This is a genomic window from Acinetobacter sp. TGL-Y2 (genome assembly GCF_001612555.1).
GTDB lineage: Bacteria > Pseudomonadota > Gammaproteobacteria > Pseudomonadales > Moraxellaceae > Acinetobacter.
Window position 1 is genome coordinate 2,930,603 of record NZ_CP015110.1, and the last position, 21,343, is coordinate 2,951,945.

Annotated in this window: 21 protein-coding genes; 11 read left to right on the forward strand and 10 right to left on the reverse strand. The window is 41.7% G+C overall.

What is annotated here, in order from left to right; genetic code table 11:
- Positions 1 to 14: 14 nt before the first annotated feature.
- From AMD27_RS14095 to AMD27_RS14120, 6 genes are all read left to right on the forward strand, one after another.
- Positions 15 to 1,598, forward strand: a complete 1,584-nt coding sequence (locus AMD27_RS14095; protein ID WP_067661658.1) for a helicase HerA-like domain-containing protein — start codon at positions 15 to 17, stop codon at positions 1,596 to 1,598.
- Between the two features lie 150 nt (positions 1,599 to 1,748).
- Entirely contained in the window at positions 1,749 to 2,513 is a 765-nt protein-coding gene (locus tag AMD27_RS14100) for a globin domain-containing protein (RefSeq protein ID WP_067661660.1), read from the forward strand.
- Positions 2,514 to 2,606: 93 nt separating this feature from the next.
- Positions 2,607 to 3,050: an RrF2 family transcriptional regulator gene (locus tag AMD27_RS14105; RefSeq protein WP_067661662.1), complete on the forward strand. Its 444-nt coding sequence runs from the start codon at positions 2,607 to 2,609 to the stop codon at positions 3,048 to 3,050.
- A 111-nt stretch (positions 3,051 to 3,161) separates the two neighbouring features.
- Positions 3,162 to 4,025, forward strand: a complete 864-nt coding sequence (gene yihA / locus AMD27_RS14110; RefSeq protein ID WP_067661664.1) for a ribosome biogenesis GTP-binding protein YihA/YsxC — start codon at positions 3,162 to 3,164, stop codon at positions 4,023 to 4,025.
- 123 nt (positions 4,026 to 4,148) lie between these two features.
- Positions 4,149 to 5,093, forward strand: coding sequence for a metal-dependent hydrolase (locus AMD27_RS14115; RefSeq protein ID WP_067661666.1), 945 nt, complete (start codon positions 4,149 to 4,151; stop codon positions 5,091 to 5,093).
- Positions 5,094 to 5,208: 115 nt separating this feature from the next.
- A complete protein-coding gene (locus AMD27_RS14120; protein WP_067661668.1) occupies positions 5,209 to 5,745 on the forward strand; it encodes a hemerythrin domain-containing protein in 537 nt (178 codons plus the stop codon).
- A gap of 78 nt (positions 5,746 to 5,823) precedes the next feature.
- Here AMD27_RS14120 and AMD27_RS14125 read toward each other — a convergent pair whose 3' ends face one another.
- Positions 5,824 to 7,077: a dicarboxylate/amino acid:cation symporter gene (locus tag AMD27_RS14125; RefSeq protein WP_067661670.1), complete on the reverse strand. Its 1,254-nt coding sequence runs from the start codon at positions 7,075 to 7,077 to the stop codon at positions 5,824 to 5,826.
- Positions 7,078 to 7,277: 200 nt separating this feature from the next.
- Between AMD27_RS14125 and AMD27_RS19300 the strand changes: the two genes are divergently transcribed.
- Complete coding sequence (locus AMD27_RS19300; protein WP_265733170.1) at positions 7,278 to 7,406, forward strand: hypothetical protein; 129 nt, start codon at positions 7,278 to 7,280, stop codon at positions 7,404 to 7,406.
- Positions 7,407 to 7,479: 73 nt separating this feature from the next.
- Here the strand turns inward: AMD27_RS19300 and AMD27_RS14130 are convergent, their stop codons facing one another.
- Positions 7,480 to 8,355, reverse strand: a complete 876-nt coding sequence (locus AMD27_RS14130; protein WP_067661672.1) for an acyl-CoA thioesterase — start codon at positions 8,353 to 8,355, stop codon at positions 7,480 to 7,482.
- Positions 8,356 to 8,660: 305 nt separating this feature from the next.
- Here AMD27_RS14130 and plsB point away from each other — a divergent pair, with 305 nt between their 5' ends.
- A complete protein-coding gene (gene plsB, locus AMD27_RS14135; protein ID WP_067661674.1) occupies positions 8,661 to 11,234 on the forward strand; it encodes a glycerol-3-phosphate 1-O-acyltransferase PlsB in 2,574 nt (857 codons plus the stop codon).
- A gap of 571 nt (positions 11,235 to 11,805) precedes the next feature.
- On the opposite strand, the gene AMD27_RS14140 is transcribed toward plsB, so the two are convergent.
- On the reverse strand, positions 11,806 to 12,591 hold the full coding sequence (locus AMD27_RS14140) for an NAD-dependent epimerase/dehydratase family protein (RefSeq protein ID WP_067661676.1): 786 nt from the start codon (positions 12,589 to 12,591) through the stop codon (positions 11,806 to 11,808).
- Between the two features lie 52 nt (positions 12,592 to 12,643).
- Between AMD27_RS14140 and recG the strand changes: the two genes are divergently transcribed.
- Together recG and AMD27_RS14150 are read left to right on the forward strand one after the other, a co-directional pair.
- A complete protein-coding gene (gene recG / locus AMD27_RS14145; RefSeq protein WP_067661678.1) occupies positions 12,644 to 14,689 on the forward strand; it encodes an ATP-dependent DNA helicase RecG in 2,046 nt (681 codons plus the stop codon).
- 244 nt (positions 14,690 to 14,933) lie between these two features.
- Positions 14,934 to 15,566 (forward strand): ComF family protein, encoded by a 633-nt coding sequence (locus AMD27_RS14150; RefSeq protein ID WP_067661680.1) that lies wholly within the window; start codon positions 14,934 to 14,936, stop codon positions 15,564 to 15,566.
- A gap of 97 nt (positions 15,567 to 15,663) precedes the next feature.
- Here AMD27_RS14150 and AMD27_RS14155 read toward each other — a convergent pair whose 3' ends face one another.
- Positions 15,664 to 16,089: an NUDIX hydrolase gene (locus tag AMD27_RS14155; protein ID WP_067661681.1), complete on the reverse strand. Its 426-nt coding sequence runs from the start codon at positions 16,087 to 16,089 to the stop codon at positions 15,664 to 15,666.
- Entirely contained in the window at positions 16,086 to 16,685 is a 600-nt protein-coding gene (locus AMD27_RS14160; RefSeq protein ID WP_067661683.1) for a TIGR00730 family Rossman fold protein, read from the reverse strand. Before AMD27_RS14160 ends, AMD27_RS14155 begins: the two co-directional genes overlap by 4 nt.
- A gap of 158 nt (positions 16,686 to 16,843) precedes the next feature.
- On the opposite strand from AMD27_RS14160, the gene AMD27_RS14165 reads away from it, so the two are divergent.
- Positions 16,844 to 17,857 (forward strand): CorA family divalent cation transporter, encoded by a 1,014-nt coding sequence (locus AMD27_RS14165; RefSeq protein WP_067661685.1) that lies wholly within the window; start codon positions 16,844 to 16,846, stop codon positions 17,855 to 17,857.
- 140 nt (positions 17,858 to 17,997) lie between these two features.
- On the opposite strand, the gene AMD27_RS14170 is transcribed toward AMD27_RS14165, so the two are convergent.
- The 5 genes from AMD27_RS14170 to AMD27_RS14190 are packed head-to-tail and all read right to left on the reverse strand — an operon-like array spanning position 17,998 to position 21,219.
- Entirely contained in the window at positions 17,998 to 18,285 is a 288-nt protein-coding gene (locus AMD27_RS14170; RefSeq protein ID WP_067661687.1) for an STAS domain-containing protein, read from the reverse strand.
- A gap of 17 nt (positions 18,286 to 18,302) precedes the next feature.
- Positions 18,303 to 18,935, reverse strand: coding sequence for an MlaC/ttg2D family ABC transporter substrate-binding protein (locus tag AMD27_RS14175; RefSeq protein WP_067661689.1), 633 nt, complete (start codon positions 18,933 to 18,935; stop codon positions 18,303 to 18,305).
- Positions 18,936 to 18,953: 18 nt separating this feature from the next.
- Positions 18,954 to 19,625 (reverse strand): outer membrane lipid asymmetry maintenance protein MlaD, encoded by a 672-nt coding sequence (locus tag AMD27_RS14180; RefSeq protein ID WP_067661691.1) that lies wholly within the window; start codon positions 19,623 to 19,625, stop codon positions 18,954 to 18,956.
- A complete protein-coding gene (gene mlaE / locus AMD27_RS14185) occupies positions 19,625 to 20,404 on the reverse strand; it encodes a lipid asymmetry maintenance ABC transporter permease subunit MlaE (RefSeq protein WP_067661693.1) in 780 nt (259 codons plus the stop codon). Before mlaE ends, AMD27_RS14180 begins: the two co-directional genes overlap by 1 nt.
- Positions 20,401 to 21,219 carry an ABC transporter ATP-binding protein gene (locus AMD27_RS14190; RefSeq protein ID WP_067661695.1) on the reverse strand — a complete coding sequence of 273 codons (819 nt, stop codon included), beginning with the start codon at positions 21,217 to 21,219 and terminating at the stop codon, positions 20,401 to 20,403. The genes mlaE and AMD27_RS14190 overlap by 4 nt, the downstream gene beginning before the upstream one ends.
- Between the last annotated feature and the right edge of the window lie 124 nt (positions 21,220 to 21,343).

The following is a 21,343-nucleotide window of genomic DNA, read 5'->3' on the forward strand; positions in this document are numbered from 1 at the left end:
AAATAGGTCTCATTATGGGTACACCAATCGTTATTGCAAAAAAAACCACCAACGTCAGTCAGGACATCGTTTTACATGCTCAGTTTGCCAATCGTCATGGATTAATTGCGGGTGCGACAGGTACAGGTAAAACGGTCACTTTAAAAGTATTGGCTGAAAGTTTTTCAAGGATTGGCGTCCCAGTATTTTTAGCTGATGCTAAGGGTGATGTTTCAAGTCTTGCTAAAATGGGTGAATCGAACCCTAAGTTTGAAGAACGAATTAAAAGTCTTAACATCGAGTCAATTCCTTTTGCCGCATCACCTGTGGTGTTTTGGGATTTATTCGCAGAACAAGGCCATCCCATTCGCACCACTATTTCTGAGATTGGTCCATTATTATTGTCGCAAATGCTAAATTTGAATGAAACGCAAGAAGGTGTATTGTCCGCCGTGTTTCGGATTGCCGATGATCAAGGTTTATTGTTGATCGATTTTAAAGATCTGAAAGCGATGCTGACCCATGTCAGTGAACATGCATCTGAATACAAAGCCGAATATGGCAATCTCTCCCCTGCAAGCTTAGGTGCAATTCAACGTAACTTACTGGCATTGGCAGATCAAGGCGGTGATCAGTTCTTTGGTGAACCCAGTTTAAATATTTTAGATTTCATTCAAACCGACAGCCAAGGTCACGGCAATATCAATATCTTGGCTGCAGATAAACTGATGAACACACCAAAACTTTATGCAACTTTTTTACTATGGATGTTATCCGAGTTATTTGAGCAATTGCCTGAAGTAGGCGATATGGATAAACCGAAACTGGTGTTCTTCTTTGATGAGGCACATTTGTTATTTGATAATGCCAGCGATGCGCTACAACAAAAAATTGAGCAAGTGGTTCGCTTGATTCGATCTAAAGGCGTCGGTATTTATTTTGTCACCCAAAATCCACTGGATTTACCTGAAAGCGTGCTAGGACAATTGGGTAATCGTGTACAACATGCCTTACGCGCTTTTACACCTAAAGACCAAAAGGCAGTGAAAACCGCAGCGGAAACTTTTCGCGCTAATCCTGAGTTTAATGTCGATCAAGCCATAACAGAACTGGGTGTGGGCGAGGCACTGATTAGCTGCCTTGATGAGCAAGGCATACCACAAATTGTAGAACGTGCATGGGTCATGCCACCGCATTCGTCTTTTAGCCCCATCACGCTAGATGAGCGTAAAACGCTCATGGCTCAAAGCCTGATGGCGGGTATTTACGAGCAGCCTTTGGACCATGAAAGCGCTTATGAAATGTTGCAACTCAAAGTTGAACAGCGCCAACAACAAGCTGTTGCAGACGAGCAAGCAAAAGTCGCAGCCAAAGAACAAGAAATACTTGCGAAAGAGTATGCCAAACAACAAGAGGCTTTTGCCAAGCAACAACTGAAAGAACAAGACCGCCTAGCGCGTGAACAGCAAAATGAAGCTGAACGCTCTGCCAAAAAGCGTGAAAAGATCACTCAAGATATTGTCGGAACTTTTGCCAAAAGTGCCGCGCGAAGTTTGGGCGGGTCAACCGGTCAAAAAATTGTTCGCGGTCTGCTCGGCTCCTTGTTCGGTAAAAAATAGGTCCTGCTCAACCCATAAAGCACACCATTAAAATAGGGGATATGCAATTATCCCCTATTTTTTTTATGGTTTTATTTGTATCTACTATTGATCTCTTTTATTTAAAGGTATATTTTAAATACACCTTACAGAAAAAATGATTTCATCGCCATGAATCCACAGCAAATTGAACTCGTTAAAAATACTGTCCCTGTCCTTCGTGAAAGTGGGGTTGCACTCACCAGTTATTTCTATGCACGGATGTTAAAAAACCACCCTGAGCTCAATAATGTTTTCAATTTAGACCATCAAAGTAGTGGCCGTCAGCCGCGTGCATTGGCTGCTGCAGTATTGGCTTATGCGGATAATATAGAAAATCCGAGTGTGCTTGCCAAAGCGATTGAGCACATCACCACCAAGCATGTCAGCTTAGATATCCGACCTGAACAATATGCCATTGTGGGTGATAATTTACTGCATTCGATCAGTGAAGTTTTAGACGTTCCAATGGAATCAGAATTGATTGCCGCATGGAAAGTTGCTTATCTGCAACTGGCGGATATTTTAATTGGCGTTGAAAAGCAAAAGTATGACAACTTGGCTGCTCAAAATGGTGGTTGGGCGGGATGGCGTACATTTATCGTCAAAAATATTGAATCTTTAGATTCAGGAAAACGCTTTAGCTTAGTTCCACAAGATGCTCAAGCGATCGTACCCGCTGATGCAGGTAGTTTTATTTCTGTAAAAGTTAAAGTGCCAAATCAGTCAATCGAACAGCCTCAACAGTTTAGCTTTACGGAAGATCAGATCGCACAAGAATACAGTTTTGTAGTGAAAGCTGAAGAAACAGCAACTGAATTTTCAGTGGCGAATATTTTACTGAATACTTATCAAGTCAATGATGTTGTTCAGGTCTCTGCACCAGTGAAGCGTTAATCTGGATTGAATTGTGGCGAATCTTAGTCTGAAATCTTTCATTTATGATGTGATCGGGCTAAGATTTTCATCCACTTTCTGCCCTGACGATTCATGCAGCTCAATAAATTTTCTGACTATGCTCTTCGCGTTTTGATGTATGTCTCTAGACCTAGAGATGTACCGTATACCATTGCAGAAATTGCGGAAAATTTGATGGTGTCTGAAAACCATTTGATTAAAGTGGTTCATTTTATGGCAAAACAACAGTGGATTATAACCACGCGCGGTAAAGGTGGGGGGATTCGACTCAGCCCTGAGACCTTAAGTTTAAAACTGGGGGATATTTTAAGAACACTTGAGGGTGATGATCAAATTGTTAATTGTGCAACGCCACCTTGCGTCATGCGTTCACATTGTGGTTTAAAAAATATTTTGGATCAGGCAGTTGATCAGTTTTATCAAAGCTTAAATCAATATACCCTACAAGATGTGTTGAACCGACCTGCCCTCCCAACACGCTCATTGTCCTCACCAATTTCCTTGCTTCAACTCTAATTAACCGAACATACTTACCTCATTCGCTCAAACTTCATTTGTACAAAGTTCGCTTGACTTGACGACTTCCTTTATAATGACTGTTGTTGATCATTTTATTGAAGTTGAGTTATGCATCGCAGTAGTGGAAAGTCTAAGAATACCAAGACATCAAACGCGCCTAAACAAAAGATTAGCTATGAAAAACAGGCTGATCCTGCGATTACAGCCTATGGTATCTCAGCTTTAAATTGGTTACGCCGTGCAGAATTTCTCATGAGTGCGCCTAAACTTGATATCTGCGTTGAGGATACAGGTTATGAAGTGGCTTTTGCAGGACGTTCAAATGCAGGAAAATCAAGTGCGATTAATGCGCTAACCAACCAAAAGCAACTGGCGCGTGCATCGAAACGTCCGGGTCGCACCCAGATGATCAACTTCTTTAGCTTAGGAAATCCTGATCAGCGTTTGGTCGATTTGCCCGGTTATGGTTATGCAGCCGTACCTGAGGCCATGAAAATTGTATGGCAAAAAGAGCTTGAGAACTATCTGATTCATCGTCAGAGCTTACAGGGCTTAGTCTTACTCATGGATATTCGCCATCCGCTACAACACTTCGATGTGATGATGCTTGAATGGGCATATTCTCGCCAATTGTTTGTACATGTACTTTTGACTAAGTCTGATAAATTAAATCGTGGTCCTGCCTCGAAAGTCTTACAAGAAGTACAACAGACCTTGAGAAAAATGAAACTAAACTTCTCAATTCAATTATTCTCTTCGCTCAATAAACAGGGTTTAGAAGAATTAGCAAGTGTGATGGGTGGTCGTTTGAATTATACGCTTGAGCAGACCAACGAATTTGATATTGATGCTATTCCTGAAGCCTCTGACTCAGATGTAGATGTAGATGTAGATGTAGATGTAGATGTAGATGTAGATGTAGATGTAGATGTAGAAAATTTTGATGAACTAAAAACGCAAACAGATCACTAATTTCGATTGTTTGACAAAAACTTACACTTATTGATAAACGAATGTCCTCAAATGCTAATAACAATTGAGGACATTTTTTTATACTAAATATTAAATAGCACAACAATAATTCAGGAAAGTGTGATGAATCTATTATCTAAATTAAAAAACAGTAGAATTGGATCTTCAATCAGTTATCACATTAAGCCGCGTAAAGTGAAGTTTGAATGGCAAGAAACCCCTGTGGACTGGATTCCAAATCAGCCTTTTGCCAGCTATTTTATCAATGAAATTAATACCATTTTACCTGCGGGTGAATTTTGGTTTTGCCGTCTGTATAACAAAGTTCTGCCTCAAATTACTGATGAAAAATTAAAAGAAGACGTTAAAGCCTTTATTCGTCAAGAAGCGATGCATGCTCAGGCACACGTCTCCGCGAACAATGAATATTTGAGCAAACGTGATATCGATGTGCAGCGTAATCTGAAAATTATGGATTTTTTGTTTACCAAGGCGTTGGCAGATCAACCTTTTGGTTTAAATGTGCCAAAAGTTCTGATACATCAATGGGATTTATTTCGCTTAGGTATTGTGGCAACAGTTGAGCATATGACGTGTGTGATGGGCAAGTATGCGTTGTACAACACCCATTGGGAAGAACTGGGTGCAGATCCCAATATGCTGGATTTAATTAAGTGGCATGGTGCAGAGGAAATTGAACATCGTACTGTTGCATTTGATTTATATCGACATCTAGGCGGTGGTTATATTGCGCGTTATTATCAAAGTGTGATTGTAATTATAGCAGTACTTGGGCTTTGGGTGGATGGTGCGGCGGGCTTAATGCGTCAAGACCCACGTTATCAATCTATTCAACCGAGCTTGTTTAAACCGTGGATTTGGCGTGAGTGGTATCGTTTGTCTCAGCAAAACAATCGTTTACTGCCGAACCCGATGTGGTTGGTTTCTCAGCAACTGGGCTACTTAATGCCGTGGTACGATCCAGTGCATGAGGCCAAAACAGAAGATGCGCTTGCTTATTTGGACAAATCTCCTGCTGCTAAACGTGCTGCACTGAAGGTTGCATAACATAGCGATTCTGAAAGTCTACTTTAAAAGCGACACAAATCATTGTTTGTGTCGCTTATTTAATTTATTATGAGACATAAGTCACATTATTGATTCAATTTAAAGTAGTTCTACCATGTTCCCTCAAATCATAAAACCGTTTAAAAGCATGATTCAGCTCTTTCAGCCTGACTCCAACATGGGTTCAGAACTGACTGATCATCAAAATAATAACATTCTTGATCAAGCACCGATTTCTTTTTCAGCACAGCTTATTTCGAGCTTACAAGCTGAACATCGTCAGGTAGTTGAGCTATATCGCAAAGTTGCAATCAGTGTAAAGCGTTCAGAATTTCAAAGCATCCCCCATCAGCTAGGACATCTGAAACGCGAGTTCCATCGCCACCTGATGCAAGAAGATCTGCTTTTTTATGGTTATATTGAACGGAAATTTGCCGATCAATCCGAACAAATCAATATGATTCAAAGCTACCGCAAACAGATCAGTTCAGTCTCTAACCGCTTCAATAAATTTATTGATAAGTGGCAAAACCAACTGCTCAATGATCAAAATATTCAGCAGTTTCAAACTGAATACAATGCTATGGGTGATTTATTAACTCGACATTTAAATCACGAAGAACAACATCTCTACCCTTTGTATCAGCATTAATTCAAAAAAACCGAATAACGATAGAAAAAAGCCTCCGAATGCGGAGGCTTTTTTCTATGCAGGTGACCTATTTAAACTTTAGCTCTTAACTACGCTCTCTTGCACATCTGCATCTTTGGTATAACGATCCACCACCACACTAATCATCATATCGCCTTGGACATTGACCACGGTACGTACGGTATCAAGCAAACGGTCAATTGGCAGTAAGATCGCAATCGCCTCAGCGGGTAGCCCCACAGACTGAAGCACCATAATCATGGTGACCATGCCTGCACTTGGAATACCTGGGGCACCGAGGGAGGCAATCATGGCCGTTGCACAAACAATTAATTGCTGTCCAATGCTCAAATCAAGTCCCATTAAATTTGCAATAAATAAGGCTGCCGCAGCTTCATAAAGTGCCGTTCCATCCATATTCAACTGGGTACCAAGTGGAATCACAAAACCTGCCGTTTGCGGACGTACCCCTAAGTTTTCTTGGGCACATTTTAAAGACAGTGGCATGGTGGCAGAACTAGAACTAGTAGCAAATGCAGTAATCAGTGCGGTACGAGCACCTCTAAAAAAGGTCAGTGGATTCATTTTTCCAAAAACCCACAGCAAAAGCGGCAAGACTACTACACCATGAAAAATAGTCGTGCCAGTGACCACTGCAGCAAATTCGGCCAAACGACTAAGGACAGACAAATCTTCTGTTGCAATGAGTTTGGCCAATAACGCAAAGATGCCGAGTGGAGCAATTTTCATGACCCAGCCAATCATGATCATCATGATTTCAAAAAATTGCTGACTCAATTTTTTGACTGTATTAAATCGCTCGCCGCCTTTCACCAATGCCACACCCAGCATGAGGGCAAACACGACCACAGCAAGCACATTGCCTTCTGCAAAGGCTTTAAAAGGATTGATTAAAGTGTTTTGAATAAAGTTGGTGAAAAATGAAGACGCCGTTAAGGTATCGGGTGATTGATGCTGCTGGATCGTGTCTTTAAATAAAGCGATATCAATGCCTTTGCCGACATCAAACAAATGCGCACAGGTCAAGCCTAAAATAAGTGCCAAGGTGGTGGTGGTTACACAACATACAAGGGTAATTTTCCAAGTTCGCCCCAACTGACCTCCCGTTTGTAAGTTGGATACACCTACCACAATCGAGCTAAAAATCAGCGGGATTAGCAGTAATTTCAGTAAGCCAATAAAAATACTGCTGGCAATGCTTAAACCATACAGACTGCCATTGAAAAATGAAGTGTCTGGAAATACATTCAACAAGAAACCAAAAGCTACGCCTAAAATGGCGGCAATTAAAATTTGTGTATTTAAGCTCATTGGGTGTGCTTTTATCGTTAAATTCTTAGCGCTACTATGCCATGAGCCCTGTTCAGAATCGATATGAATTTGTCACAAGCTCTGCATGATTGATGCAAACTGGCTTCAGATAATATCGGATCAAGAACGGTATTGAAGCTGGCATAAAACGTGCTTAATCAGTGCAACTCAAATATTTTTATCAGCATACGAGCACTTTTATGAAAACATTGATCTTAGGCGCTGCACTATTATGTAGCATAGGCGTTGCTTTTGCCCATTCATCAGGCACAGGTAGCAAACAAGGCTGTCACAAACACAGTCCTCAAGATGTACCGCACTGTCACTAAGTCAGTAAGCTTAGTGACAAAAAAAATCCGAATACTGTATTCGGATTTTTTTCAAATCTTTAAATTTGAAACCTTACTGGGTTTCGATTTCACGAATCCGAATTAAGCCTTCTTGTACTGTACTACATACCAGCTGACCATTTTGCCACATGCGTCCAAAGTTCAAACCACGTGAGCTTGCTGTGACGGTTGCATCCATGTCATACAGCATCCATTCATCTGCTTTCACCGGCTTGTGGAAATAAATCGCATGATCAATGCTGGCACATTGCACACTTGGTGTCAGATAATTTACGCCGTGTGGTCGCAGAGCCGTGGTCATAAATGAATAGTCGGAATAAAACGCAACAATGGCTTGATTTAAAGAAATATCCTCTGACAATGCTTGATCAAATTTGTCATAAGTTTTCATATAAAACGCATTGGACGGCGCTTCTGGTTGTGGCTGAAAGGGGTTGGTTAAACTCACAGGTTTGATCTCAACCTGACGTGGCCGCATAAATGCCGTACGAATGTTTTCAGGAATAAAACTAATTAAGTTCAGTTTAAGATCTTGCTCAGATTTCAGTTCTTCAGGTGCAGGATACTCAGGTTCAGCAATTTGATATTCAAGCCCTTCTTCAGGTGATGCAAATGACACCATGGCTGAAAAAATAATTCGACCGTGTTGAATGGCACGGACTTGACGACTTAAAAAGCTCTTACCATCTCGCAGTTTTTCAACCTCATAAATGATCGGTGTATTGATATCACCGCCAAATAAAAAGTAGGCATGTAATGAGTGAACTGGACGGTCTGCGGTATACGATGCTGCACGAAGTGCTTGACCTAAGACTTGACCACCAAAAACACGTTTTCCGACCAAATTACGGCTTTGCCCACGAAAAATATGCTCTTCAAGTTTCTCTAGCGTTAATAAATCAACCAAGTCTTGAGTTAAATCATTCATATCAAACCTATCGTTTTCGGTGTTTCATGACTGAAGCCAAATATATTTGCATGTCAGATTCAGCATTCATATTTGTTGAACTGCACTATAGTGCCACAAATGCAGTTTAAATAATGAAACTTTGACTGACTGTATTGTCATATTCAATATTTGATATAATCACTAAAAATACGATTATTAACGATAAAATCTACCAAATTTTATGCAATTTGTTAGAAAATGACATATTGTTTTATGCTTAGATTTAAGAAGATAATTGCCCTCGTTCGCTTAAATGCGTAATTCGTCATTGGCTAGGAGTATTTATGTCCAAGAGTGGCTTTGGTCAAATGTATCGTCGGCTTTCTAGTAAGCTGCTTGACCTAGTAGTAACACCGCATGTTCTTGGAGAGGTGCCTACAGAAACCCCATCTTCAGACCGTCAAGAAACATCAGCTGAAACCACCCCAAAAGTGGTCTGTTATGTTTTACAAAACTACTCGCGCAGTAATGCCTTGGTGGTTGATGGTGAAACTCGCCGTCTAAAACTTGCCCCAGCTTTAGACCCTCTGATTGTGGGTGATCATAAAGAAAAAGCCGCGGTGCTGTTTTTACAACATCAGGATGAGACCAATTTACTCAATCCACCGCCGCATGCCTTCCCTCCTCGTTTATTGCGTTTTATAGAACTCTTAGACAAACATTCTGACTATGACATTGAACTGGTTCCTGTCACCGTGTTGTGGGGACGTTCACCAGACAAAGAAGATTCATGGTTTAAACTGCTGTTTACCGATACATGGGCAACCCCAAGTACCGTTAAACAATTGATGAACATTGGTTTGCATGGTCGTCAGTCATTTTTAGAATTTCATCCGCCGCAATCGTTACGTGCTTTGGTGAATTATGCCAAAGTAACCCATCCGAATCTGTCGCCTGCCACATATATTGTCAATCAACTGAATGATTTGTTGGATCGTCAGCGCGAAGTGGTTCTAGGACCCGATTTGTCTGATCGCCGCAATGTCATGCAGTCGTTAATTAAATCCAATGACGTTCAAGATGCGATTCGTAAAGAAAGCATTCGCTCAAAAATCAGTTTGGTGGATTCTGAGCGCCGTGCGATTAGTTATGTCAATGAAATTGCCTCTGATTACTCCCACTCTGCGGTTCGTTTTGCTGAGCAATCACTCACGCGTTTATGGACACAGCTGTATGACGGTGTAGAGGTGCATAATTTCAATACCGTTCGTGAGCTCGCCAAAGACTACGAGATTATTTATACGCCATGCCACCGCAGTCACATTGACTATTTGCTGTTGTCTTATGTGATTTATAAGCGCGGCATGATGGTGCCGTACATTGCGGCAGGCGATAACCTCAATATGCCGTTTGTCGGCCAGTTGCTGCGTGGCGGTGGTGCGTTCTTTATTCGCCGTACCTTCCGTGGCAATGCCCTGTACACCACGGTGTTTAAAGAATATCTGTATAGCATTTTGTCGCGTAACACCCCTTTAGAGTATTTCATTGAAGGTGGACGTTCACGTACAGGACGTCTATTGCCGCCGAAAACCGGTATGTTGGCCATGACGGTTCACAGCCATTTGCGTGGTCGCGCTAAACCGATTGCTTTCGTTCCGACTTATTTCGGTTATGAACGCTTGATGGAAGGCGCAACCTATGTCGGCGAGATGAATGGTAAACCGAAAGAATCCGAATCGATTTTTGGAATTTTACAAACTTTACGCAAAATCGAACGTATTTTCGGTAAGGTCTATGTGAACTTTGGTGAACCCGTTTTCTTGGATGACATGCTTAAACAGCACGGCGCTGAGCACATCAAAATTGAAAAAAATGATGATCCAATTCCTCAAGCCGTATCGGATGCAGTCAATAGCTCTGCCAAAGCCATTTTAGAGAATATTAACCGTGCTGCCGTGATCAATCCGGTGTCTTTACTGTCGCTGATTTTATTGGCCACCAATAAACACACGCTGGATGAAGAGATTTGCATTAAACAGCTCGATACTTATCGCAATCTGTTAACCGCACTTCCTTATGATCAACGCATGCAAGTGACCCCGCTTTCAGGTAAAGAAATCATTGCCTACGGTTTAAAATTGAAATTGATCAAACGTGTCAAGCATGTCTTGGGCGATATCATTGCGATTGCAGACAATCAAGCCGTGTTGCTGACCTATTTCAGAAACAATATTTTGCATGCTTTTGTTTTACCCTCGCTGATTGCCGCGATGGTAGAGCACAATGGTAAAATCAGCTCTAACGATTTGATCAATGTCATTCGTACGCTTTACCCATTCTTAAAAGCAGAGCTATTCTTAAAATGGCAAGATGACGAACTAAAAGATCAAATTTGTCAATATGTTCAGGCGCTGGCAGAGGCCAATCTGATTTCAATTGATGGTGAAGGTACGCTATATAGTCCTGCACCAAATTCGGAAGATCATAATCAGCTGGTGGTTCTTGCCGCTCCAGTGATGCAAAGTATCGAACGTTACTACATGACGTTGGCACTGATTACTCAGCGTGGTTCAGGCAATATTTCAGCCAAACAAGTTGAAGATTTAAGTCACTTGTTGGGTCAGCGCCTATCGGTGCTGTATGAGTTCAACTCACCTGAATTTTTCGACAAAGCATTGTTCCAAAGTTTCATCCGTGTATTGACCCAACAAGGCTATATCAGCACCAATGAAGATGGCGCGATTGTATTTGATGATAACTTCAAAAACGTCGCTCAATATGCCAATTTGGTACTCGATGATGTGACCTTACAAATGTTGCAACACATTACGACGTTCACAGATGAAGAACTGAAACAGGCTTTAGACGCGATGGCTGCACAACAAGCCAAAAGACGTTTAAAGCGTAAGAAGCAGTAATTTCATACTTACTCCTTTCCCTCTGGGAGAGGAGTAATAAACAGTTTAGTTTCAATTATTTTATTAAACATTGTTGGTAGAAAATTTCAAAGTTACTCATAAAAGAGCCCACTTACTTTCGAAGTCGGCTCTTTTGTATTTTTAATATCATGCAAAATATTTAAGCTTTTGATTTTAAAATAATAGTTAGTGTAGCGTTTCTATAAGCTAAATTATGTTCAATAGAAAAATTTAGGTCTATTGTTCAATAATCCTTATTTCATAACGATCTCTATCTTTGCAAAAAATGACCTTATAAGACTCATTTAAAATCCCTTGCTCTTTATAAAAACCTAATAGTTCTTCAGGACTCCAGTCTCGACCTGCCGAAAAGATTGAATTGATACTTATTAAATTTTTTGGTAGTGCATGAATACGACGTGATAAAAATAATAAGTTATTGATATTAATAATATATAAATGAATTATTACACGTTGGTTTTTAGCACTACCAAAATATTATTCATCATATAAAAAGTCTGATTCAAAAATTTAATAGGTAAATTTAAATTAATACTATTCCATTGAATGATCAAGAATCATCAGTTTTCAATTCAAACTCACTCCCCAACATTCTCTCCGCAAAAATCCTTTTCCCAGATTCCACCTGACTTTCCAAAATCAATTCAGGTAAACCCCATTCTCGTTGAATATTTAAAATTCTTTCATGTAACGGCGTTGGCATGTTATCGCTACAAATATACGATTTTTCAAGACGTTCCACGTGAATCAAATGAACTAAAAACCTTGCTAGGTCATCTATATGAATTCGATTCGACCAATGAATATTGGGGTAAGTTTTTGTGGTTTCAGCAAGCTTTATCATCCGAGTCGTTGAAGTGCCATAAATCCCTGTCGGTCTGACAATCACACACTCATACGGATAAGCCTGTTGCCAACGTTTCTCCATTTCAAGTAACGACCGCCCCTGCTCATCGCATGGAATCGCTATTGACTTATCATCAATCCACTCACCCTGATCTTCCCCATAAACACGTGTAGAAGACAGCACAATAACTCGCTGAATAGGATGGCTTTTTAATGCTTGAACAATCGGCTGGACTGAATCGATATAGGTATGCCGATATAAATCGATTGAATTTTGAGTCATACTATATTGATGTGCAAGTAACACATACACCACATCAATCTGTGCGACTTGAGATAAGTCCATTTGATGAACATCCTGAATCAAATGTGTCGCAAAATCATCCGTTTTGGGACTGCGACTAATTGTGGTAATTTGGTGCTGTTGCTGAAATAATGATTTAGCAACACGTTGGGATGTTTTACCATAGCCCACAAATAAAATATGCATCAAATCACCCGATGATTATCCATTCAAACATTGAAATATAAGTTGAGGGGACATGGCTGCAGTCCACCAATTGCAAGGGGTTGGCAACGCCTCTGCTGCATTACTTGAAAAGCTCAATATTTTCACGACAGACGATTTATTGTTTCATTTACCGCGTGATTATGAAGATCGTAGCACGATCATTCCGATGAACCAACTCACCGTGGGTCGAAGTTATTTGCTTGAAGGTACCGTGGTGTCTATGGATATGCCACCCGGCAAACGTAAATCGATGGCAGTCCTACTCCAAGATGATTTCGGTAAAATCACTTTACGTTTTTATCATATTTATAAAGCCTTAATGGATCGTGCCAAAGCAGGCAATCGTTTACGTATCTTTGGTGAAGTACGTGTGGGCGCGCGTGGTTTAGAGATGTATCATCCAGAAATGCAATTGATCACTGAGCACACACCACTCCCTCATACTGAACTCACTGCGATTTATCCAAGCACAGACGGTTTGACCCAACCCAAATTACGTGACTATGTCAAACAAACTCTAGAACAACACAGCCATGATTTGCCAGAACTACTACCCAAGCAGTTCACCAATGGTTATGCACTCAAACAAGCCCTAGACTACATTCATCACCCCCCCACCAATGCCAATATGCTGCAACTGGCACAGGGTGCACACCCTGCTCAGCAGCGCTTGATCTTTGAAGAGTTGGTGGCACATCAAGTCAGTTTGCTGACGCGCAGAGCCTATATTCAGAAAATTTCCGCACCGGCTTTTGCACCCAGTCAGAACTATGCCAAGCAATTATTGGCTAGCCTCCCTTTTGAGATGACAGGCGCACAAAAACGTGTCTCTAATGAAATTACCAAAGACTTAAAACAAAATAAGCCGATGCTGCGTCTCGTTCAAGGCGACGTTGGTGCAGGTAAAACATTGGTGGCCGGTGTTGCAGCTTGCCATGCGCTTGAAGAAGGTTGGCAAGTGGCACTGATGGCACCGACTGAAATTTTAGCTGAACAGCATTATTTAAATTTTAAACAGTGGTTTGAGCCTTTGGGGATTAGCGTCTCATGGCTGTCAGGCAAACAAAAAGGCAAAGCACGTGCTGCAGCTGAGCAAAGCATTCAAAATGGATTTGCTCAGCTGGTGGTGGGTACACATGCACTTTTTCAAGACAATGTGGCATTTGCCAAACTTGGACTGGTGATTATTGATGAACAGCACCGTTTTGGCGTCGATCAACGTTTAGCGCTCCGCAACAAGGGTGTGGATAATACTACCCCGCATCAGTTGGTGATGACCGCAACCCCGATTCCACGTACCTTGGCCATGTCCGCGTATGGTGACTTAGACACCTCGGTGATTGATGAACTTCCGCCTGGTCGTACCCCCATTCAAACCGTGACCATTCCACTGGATCGGCGTGAACAAGTGTTGCAGCGTATTGTCAGTAATTGCTTAGAGGGTAAACAAGCCTATTGGGTCTGTACCTTGGTGGAGCAATCTGAAAGCTTAGATGCACAAGCTGCCGAAGCCACCTATGCGGAAATTAAAGAACGTTTTCCTGAGATTCATATTGGACTGGTACATGGCAAAATGAAGTCCGATGAAAAACAATCCGTCATGCAACAGTTTAAGGACAATCAATTGCAACTGTTAATTGCCACGACAGTGATTGAAGTCGGTGTGGACGTACCGAATGCATCCCTTATGGTCATTGAAAATGCAGAGCGCTTAGGGCTTTCACAGTTACATCAACTACGCGGACGTGTCGGTCGAGGTTCAACCGCAAGCTTCTGTGCATTGTTATATAAAAATCCACTGTCGCAAAATGGACAAGAGCGCTTACGCATCATGCGTGAAACCAATGATGGCTTCTTGATCGCAGAAAAAGATCTAGAAATCCGCGGTCCGGGTGAGTTACTGGGCACGAAGCAAACTGGTGATATGGGCTTTAGAGTCGCTAAACTGGAGCGGGACGACCATTTACTCGCACAAGCACACTATGTCGCAGGTGAAGTCCTTAGAGCGCACCCAGAGCAAGCCGATGCACTCTTGAAGCGTTGGTTACCTGAAGCACCCCGCTATGCCTATGTGTGATAGTACATCAAGACAATAAACACCTCAAAATGGTAGGTGGGCGCTGACATGGATGTCACCGTTAGGTTGAGGCTTAGGGCTATCCCTTCAACATCATTAAAAATGTTTGTTACTTTTTATCTTTAAAAATTTTTAGAACTTTTAAAATTAAGATTAACCCTGCGAAATTGAATAAAAATTTTCGATTCATTTGAGGCTGTGAAACGATATAAAATAGAAATAATAAAAAAGTGCCAGATCACCTATGCTAAAAATATTAAAAGAAATGTGTCAGAGCAGCGTGCAACACTTATTTCCCTGCCAGCTCTGCGGCATCGATCATGCGCAATCACATTCACTCTGCGCAGATTGCTGGAATCAACTCCCTTGGCTCAAAGCACGTATTGTTCGGCATGAGCGATCCATTCAAATTGCCTTACATTATGACTTCCCCATCGACCGAATCATTCAGAAATATAAATATGAACAAGACTTGCATTATCAAACCCTTCTAGCCCAGAGCTTACTGACGCTCCGCTTCTCAAAAGTTCAAGCCATTGTCCCAATGCCTATCTCAAATGAACGCTTGGCTGAGCGGGGTTACAACCAAATGTTGATTATTGCGAAGCTAGTGTCTAAACAACTGGGCATTCCCGTTTGGCAACCAGTGATTCGTGCCGCACAACATTCACAAAAAGGACTCTCTCGGGTTGAGCGCATGGCGACGATTGAAACGCAATTTCAAATTATTCGGGCTGAGCGACGCAAGTTCAAAAAGGTACTGATGATTGATGACGTCGTGACTACAGGAAGCTCCATGCACGCCTTGGCACAAGCTTTAGAAAAACTGGGTTGTCAACAGATTGAAATGGCGTGTATTGCAGCAGCTGAGCAATAGTTTATAAGTCGGAATGCGCTCATCTTAAGCAACCATCTTGTCTTGCTTTGACGTGATGTTTACCATGCGTCAACATTTTAATGATTTAAATATTGGCTCAAACTGCTGCTTTCTCTTCATCTGGACTTGATTTTTGCAATGCCTGTTGGCACCAAGGAATCACCACTTGAGTGGTTAAAGGCGCTAATAAAGTATGCTCAGCATCGAGATCAATCCATTTCATTTCAGCGATTTCGGCATGAATTTGAGGTGCTTGTGCAAGTTTGACTTGATAGACATAGCTGACCAATAGATGATCGGCTTCATTGGCAGCAGGCGTTTCAAAACGCCCAATGAATTGCTGAATTGTAGCTTTCGCGCCAATTTCTTCTTCGATTTCACGCAGCATGGTGTGCTCAGGCAATTCATTTGCCTCGAGCTTACCGCCGACCTGCATAAAAAATGCCGTATTTTGCTTACGCACCAACAATAATTGATGCTGTTCATTTTGAATAATCGCCGCTGCGACAGTAATGGTTTTCATGAATCTATTTTCACCAATTGCTCACGATCTTTGACGCCCCATTTGGGTTCAGGCGCTTTAAAGTTTTCAAATGTATCTAAGATGGATTCAATCGACTCGGAATGGATCAAGGCATCTGTAAAACGACTGCGGGTAAATCCTTTCTCAGTTGTAAGCTGAATAAACTGAAGTAAATGATCATAAAAACCTTCGACATTTAAAAATGCACAAGGTTTCAAATGAATACCCAACTGCGCCCAGGTCCATTGTTCAAAAATCTCTTCAATCGTACCTGCCCCACCCGGCAGTGCAATAAAACCGTCAGATAAATCTGCCATCATGGTTTTACGCTCATGCATATTTTTCACGATATGCAGCTCAGTTAAATGCGGATGCGCCAATTCACGATCCACCAAACCTTGTGGAATGACCCCAATCACCTGCCCGCCTGCATTTAACGCACTGTCTGCAACAATGCCCATCAAGCCTGAACGACCGCCGCCATAAACCAAGGTTTTGCCTTGCTCAGCGACCAATTGACCGGTCTGACGTGCTGTTTCTGCGAAAATTGCATCTGAACCTAGAGTTGAACCACAAAATATTGCGATAGATTTCATAGACTATTAACCTTATTTTCATTCTGGCTTGTCTTAAAATTAGACAATATGAGCGTGTTTAAACGATTTAGTGAAGTAATCAGTTTTTTTTCATGGCATCCTTGTCTAAAATACACCCATCGAAATAATTACACACTGCGCTAAGGAGAAAAGATCAAATGCTTGAAGCCTTTTATGCCACAGAGCGCGGTAGTTTAGAAGATGCAACCATCAATGGCGGCTTCGACCTTCACCCAGAATTGGTTTGGGTCGATTTGATTGCACCTTCTCAAGATGAACAAGAATGGGTACTCGATGCCTATAAACAAAATTTACCGACTTTAAAATCGCTTGAAGACATTTCATCTTCGGCACGATTTTACCGTGATGACGACGGCATTTTACACATTAGTACGTATTTTTTAACGAAAAATAAAAACTATCAAGTTGAAGATGAGTCTGATGATTCATCCAATATGCTCGGCACCATCCAAACCGTTGCCTTTATTTTACACAAAGACCGCCTATTTACGCTACGCGGTGAAAAGCTGGTGGCTTTTCGTGCCTTTCGCGCACGTGCCCGTCGTAATGATTATGACATTGAATATAAAGATCCAACGTGGATTTTGCTGGGATTGCTCGAAGCTAAACTGGATGAACTTGCGGATATCTTAGAAGATATCCACAAAGATTTAGAGTTATACTCAACAGAAGTACTCAATGTACGTCATCGTGAACAAATCCTTGACTTAGACGATATGATTACCCGTCTTGCCCAAAAAGAGGATATGCTCGGAAAAGCGCAATTGTGTCTGATTGACTTGCGCCGTGTATTGACCTTCTTGTCACGTCCACGTGCATTGGGCAGTCATATTTATGATGCCGATATTCGAGAACTGAGTGAGGATGTACGTTCACTGGTTGAACATGATGCCTTCTTATTCCAAAAGGTGCGTTTCTTACTCGATACCACCTCTGGATTTATTAACACGGAACAGAATGATACCATTCGTCGATTCTCAATCTTGCCGAGCATGCTTGCGCCACCGATGCTGATTGCCAGTATTTATGGTATGAATACCGATGTCTTACCCTATTCCAAAGGCACAGCGAGTTTTGTGGTTGTCAGTCTGATTTTAATTGCGTTCTTGGTCGGTCCACTGATTTATTTCCGCTGGAAAAAATGGATCTGAGCGAGCTTTGAAGCACTGCTTCAAAGCAATGCGCAAGAAACACACCTATTTGGCAAATTACCTATACGGTATGCATTTTAATTTGATCTCAAACTACTCATAAAAAAAGCACCCTCAGGTGCTTTTTTTATATCGAATGTTTAAATAAGATTTAAATCATGTTCAAGATGACAGGACTGAATAATTTTAAGCATTTTATCCGGTACAGCTTTGAACCTTAAGGCTTGAGTATCTGGAGTTTGACGTAACCAGCGCACCAAAACAGCCAAAGCCAATGTACTGCCCTGTTCGAGCTCAGCCAAATTCACCACCAAAGGGAAGTGATTGTGCTTGCGAATCTGAGTTAAGCCTTCTTGATAATATTGCTCAGCATTATCGTAATCAATTTTACCTGACACCCATAATTCTTGCTGATCGAAACGTATCATATTAAAACTCGTCTCAATTATTTTTTATCAACTGCAGCTTCAGCATCCGGCTTAAAGTTAGCAATGGCTTTGTCAATATCTCCGCCATTACGTTTAACTGTTGCAGCAAACTGATTACGGAACTGTAGACCTAAATCAATGCCTGAAACGTTGATGTTACGGATTTTCCACTGGCTGCCTTTATCCGCCAATTGGAAAGATACGGGAATTTTTTCACCTTTGTGGGTAAAATCAATCGTCACCACAGGGTTTTTGCTTGCGCTCGCCTTATACGGACGAAGAGTATAGGTTTGATTACTAAACTTAGAGAACGCGCTGCCATAATTTTCAATTAAGGTTTCACGGAAGTTCTTTTCAAACTGCGCACGCTGTGCAGCATTACTATATTGATTGGTCGCATAGGTTCCCATTACAATACGGGTAAAAGACTGCGAATCGATATATGGATCAAGGTTTTGGCGCACAATCGCCTTAACAGCAGCAGGATTATTTTGTAATTTTGCCTGATCTGTTTTTAAACGAGAAATCAGATTATCTGCAACCTTTTTTACAAAAGCTGGTGGTGTTTCAGTCGGCGCTGCAAATGCTGAAGTTGCCATCATTGCAGACAAAATACCCACAGAAAGTGTTTGTTTTACTAATATATTCATTTCAATTTCCTCAATTCATTATTCAACAAATGCGGTTTGAGCATCCGTTGTTTCAGGGGCTGCTGTAGTCGCTTCACCTGCATCTTTTTTGCTATCGCCTGCGCCACCAGTCACGAACTTAGAAACCAAGTCTTCTATTTCCATGGTACTTTGGGTGTTGGTAATTTGCTCACCGCGTTTTAAATAGCTCAAACCACCACCTGGTACGATTTTTAAATATTTCTCACCCAGTAAACCATTGGTTGCAACCATAATATAAGCATCTTCATCAATATTTGTGATGGATTTCATGTTATTGATCAGTTGCTTTTCCATTGCTTTTTGTTCTTCAGGTGTAGCAGCTTCATAATCCGTACTATAACGCAGCTCTTCGACAGCACCAGTTTGCACTGTTTTAAGCTGTTCAGCATTAAACGAGGTCAGCTCACCATCCAAATTAATTTTGACAGTTGCAAGACGCGTCAATGGATCTAAAGTCACTGACTCAACCTCACCCACTTTGACACCACTTAATGCCACTTTAGCGCGAGGCTTAATGCCATTTACATTGTCAAAGGTCGCTGTCATGCTGTAGCTGTCTTTAAGATTCGTGCCGACCAAGCCACTGACTTTCATGGCCAAGAAAAATAACGCTATACCAAACACAATAACGAAAATTCCGACTGCTAGCTCACTAGTACGTGATTTCATTAAACACCTCCGAACATGACCGCAGTCAAAACAAAATCAAAACCTAAAACACAAAGTGATGAATACACCACTGTACGCGTTGTGGATGTGGCAATACCTTCTGAGGTCGGCTCACATGAATAACCTTGATAGACTGCAATCCAGGTACACAACAAGGCAAATACAAAACTTTTAATAATGGTGCCATTCAAGACATCTTTATAAAATTGCACAGTGTTTTCCATGCCACTCCAATAAGAACCTTCATCTGCACCTAAAAAATCAACCCCCACCATTTTACCCCCCATAATCCCAACCGCAGCAAAAATTACGGCAAGCATAGGCAGGCTAAAAATACCCGCCCAAAGACGTGGGGAAATAATCCGTTTGAGTGGATCAACACCAATCATTTCCATACTGGACAGCTGTTCCGTGGCTTTCATCAAGCCAATTTCAGCGGTCAAAGCAGACCCTGCACGACCCGCGAACAATAACGCCGCAACCACCGGTGCAAGTTCACGCAGCAAGGTTAGTGACACAGCAGCGCCAAGCATGGCTTCACTACCAAAAGTGACCAAGATGCTATACATCTGTAAACCCAGCACAGCACCAATAAACAGACCAGACACCACAATAATCAACAGCGACATCACACCCACACGGTACATTTGGTAAATGAATAACTTCACTCCCAACCATGTCGGCATTGAAAATAGAATTTGCATCAGCATCAGCGCTGCAACACCAATTCCACGAACACGTTCAATAACGCGTCTACCTAATAAGGCAATAGCATTCATGAACGTACCTCTCCACCTAAATAAGCTTGATGACTAAATTGATAATCGACTGGACCTTCGACAGAACCTGTCAGGAATTGCCGCACGAAGGCAGACTGATGATTTCTTAATTGGTCAGCTGTCCCTTCGCCTTGCACTTTGCCTTCGGCCACCACATAAATGTAATCTGCAATAGATAAGGTTTCTGCAACATCATGCGACACAATAATCGTGGTGAGATCCAACGCTTCACGTAAAGAACGAATTAGACGTGATAACACGCCCATCACAATCGGATCTTGTCCTGCAAAAGGCTCGTCATACATGATCAGCTCAGGATCTAAGGCTATCGCTCTCGCTAAAGCCACGCGACGATTCATACCGCCCGATAATTCCGATGGCATCATTTGCTCAGCGCCGCGCAGTCCCACGGATTCTAATTTGAGTGCCACCAATTCAGCAATTAAATGCTCAGACAGTTTGGTGTGGGCACGAATGGGAAAAGCGACATTTTCATAAACCGACATGTCGGTAAAAAGCGCACCACTTTGAAAGAGCATGCCCATACGCGCGCGTGCTGCAAAAAGATCCTGCCGTGACATATCCGCGATATTTTTACCATCAAGTAAGACTTGACCTGTGTCAGGCGTCAGTTGACCGCCAATTAAGCGCAATAGTGTAGTTTTACCGGTACCAGAAGGACCCATAATTGCGGTAATTTGTCCGCGACGAATTTTTAAATTAACTTGATCATAAATGATACGTTCTCCGCGATTAAAGCTCAAATTTTTAACTTCAATGAAAGCTTGCTCATCGGGATGACTTTGATTATTCATAGCTGAGCGTGTTCCTGCAGATTATCAGCTCGCATACTATACTCTGAAATAGCTGAATTCTGATGTTATTTGTTTACAACAAGTGCTGGGCATGATTGTAGCATTAATATACATTTTTAAGCAT

What these genes read in the sequence shown, in the direction of transcription:
- mlaE (WP_067661693.1), bottom strand. Translation starts at nt 20,404, where the DNA reads ATGAATGCTATTGCCTTATTAGGTAGACGCGTTATTGAACGTGTTCGT.
- AMD27_RS14180 (WP_067661691.1), bottom strand. Translation starts at nt 19,625, where the DNA reads ATGAAATCACGTACTAGTGAGCTAGCAGTCGGAATTTTCGTTATTGTG.
- AMD27_RS14120 (WP_067661668.1), top strand. Translation starts at nt 5,209, where the DNA reads ATGTTCCCTCAAATCATAAAACCGTTTAAAAGCATGATTCAGCTCTTT.
- recG (WP_067661678.1), top strand. Translation starts at nt 12,644, where the DNA reads ATGGCTGCAGTCCACCAATTGCAAGGGGTTGGCAACGCCTCTGCTGCA.
- AMD27_RS14125 (WP_067661670.1), bottom strand. Translation starts at nt 7,077, where the DNA reads ATGAGCTTAAATACACAAATTTTAATTGCCGCCATTTTAGGCGTAGCT.
- AMD27_RS14140 (WP_067661676.1), bottom strand. Translation starts at nt 12,591, where the DNA reads ATGCATATTTTATTTGTGGGCTATGGTAAAACATCCCAACGTGTTGCT.
- plsB (WP_067661674.1), top strand. Translation starts at nt 8,661, where the DNA reads ATGTCCAAGAGTGGCTTTGGTCAAATGTATCGTCGGCTTTCTAGTAAG.
- AMD27_RS14150 (WP_067661680.1), top strand. Translation starts at nt 14,934, where the DNA reads ATGCTAAAAATATTAAAAGAAATGTGTCAGAGCAGCGTGCAACACTTA.
- AMD27_RS19300 (WP_265733170.1), top strand. Translation starts at nt 7,278, where the DNA reads ATGAAAACATTGATCTTAGGCGCTGCACTATTATGTAGCATAGGCGTT.
- AMD27_RS14130 (WP_067661672.1), bottom strand. Translation starts at nt 8,355, where the DNA reads ATGAATGATTTAACTCAAGACTTGGTTGATTTATTAACGCTAGAGAAA.
- AMD27_RS14095 (WP_067661658.1), top strand. Translation starts at nt 15, where the DNA reads ATGGGTACACCAATCGTTATTGCAAAAAAAACCACCAACGTCAGTCAG.
- AMD27_RS14190 (WP_067661695.1), bottom strand. Translation starts at nt 21,219, where the DNA reads ATGAATAATCAAAGTCATCCCGATGAGCAAGCTTTCATTGAAGTTAAA.
- AMD27_RS14175 (WP_067661689.1), bottom strand. Translation starts at nt 18,935, where the DNA reads ATGAATATATTAGTAAAACAAACACTTTCTGTGGGTATTTTGTCTGCA.
- yihA (WP_067661664.1), top strand. Translation starts at nt 3,162, where the DNA reads ATGCATCGCAGTAGTGGAAAGTCTAAGAATACCAAGACATCAAACGCG.
- AMD27_RS14115 (WP_067661666.1), top strand. Translation starts at nt 4,149, where the DNA reads ATGAATCTATTATCTAAATTAAAAAACAGTAGAATTGGATCTTCAATC.
- AMD27_RS14160 (WP_067661683.1), bottom strand. Translation starts at nt 16,685, where the DNA reads ATGAAATCTATCGCAATATTTTGTGGTTCAACTCTAGGTTCAGATGCA.
- AMD27_RS14105 (WP_067661662.1), top strand. Translation starts at nt 2,607, where the DNA reads ATGCAGCTCAATAAATTTTCTGACTATGCTCTTCGCGTTTTGATGTAT.
- AMD27_RS14165 (WP_067661685.1), top strand. Translation starts at nt 16,844, where the DNA reads ATGCTTGAAGCCTTTTATGCCACAGAGCGCGGTAGTTTAGAAGATGCA.
- AMD27_RS14155 (WP_067661681.1), bottom strand. Translation starts at nt 16,089, where the DNA reads ATGAAAACCATTACTGTCGCAGCGGCGATTATTCAAAATGAACAGCAT.
- AMD27_RS14100 (WP_067661660.1), top strand. Translation starts at nt 1,749, where the DNA reads ATGAATCCACAGCAAATTGAACTCGTTAAAAATACTGTCCCTGTCCTT.
- AMD27_RS14170 (WP_067661687.1), bottom strand. Translation starts at nt 18,285, where the DNA reads ATGATACGTTTCGATCAGCAAGAATTATGGGTGTCAGGTAAAATTGAT.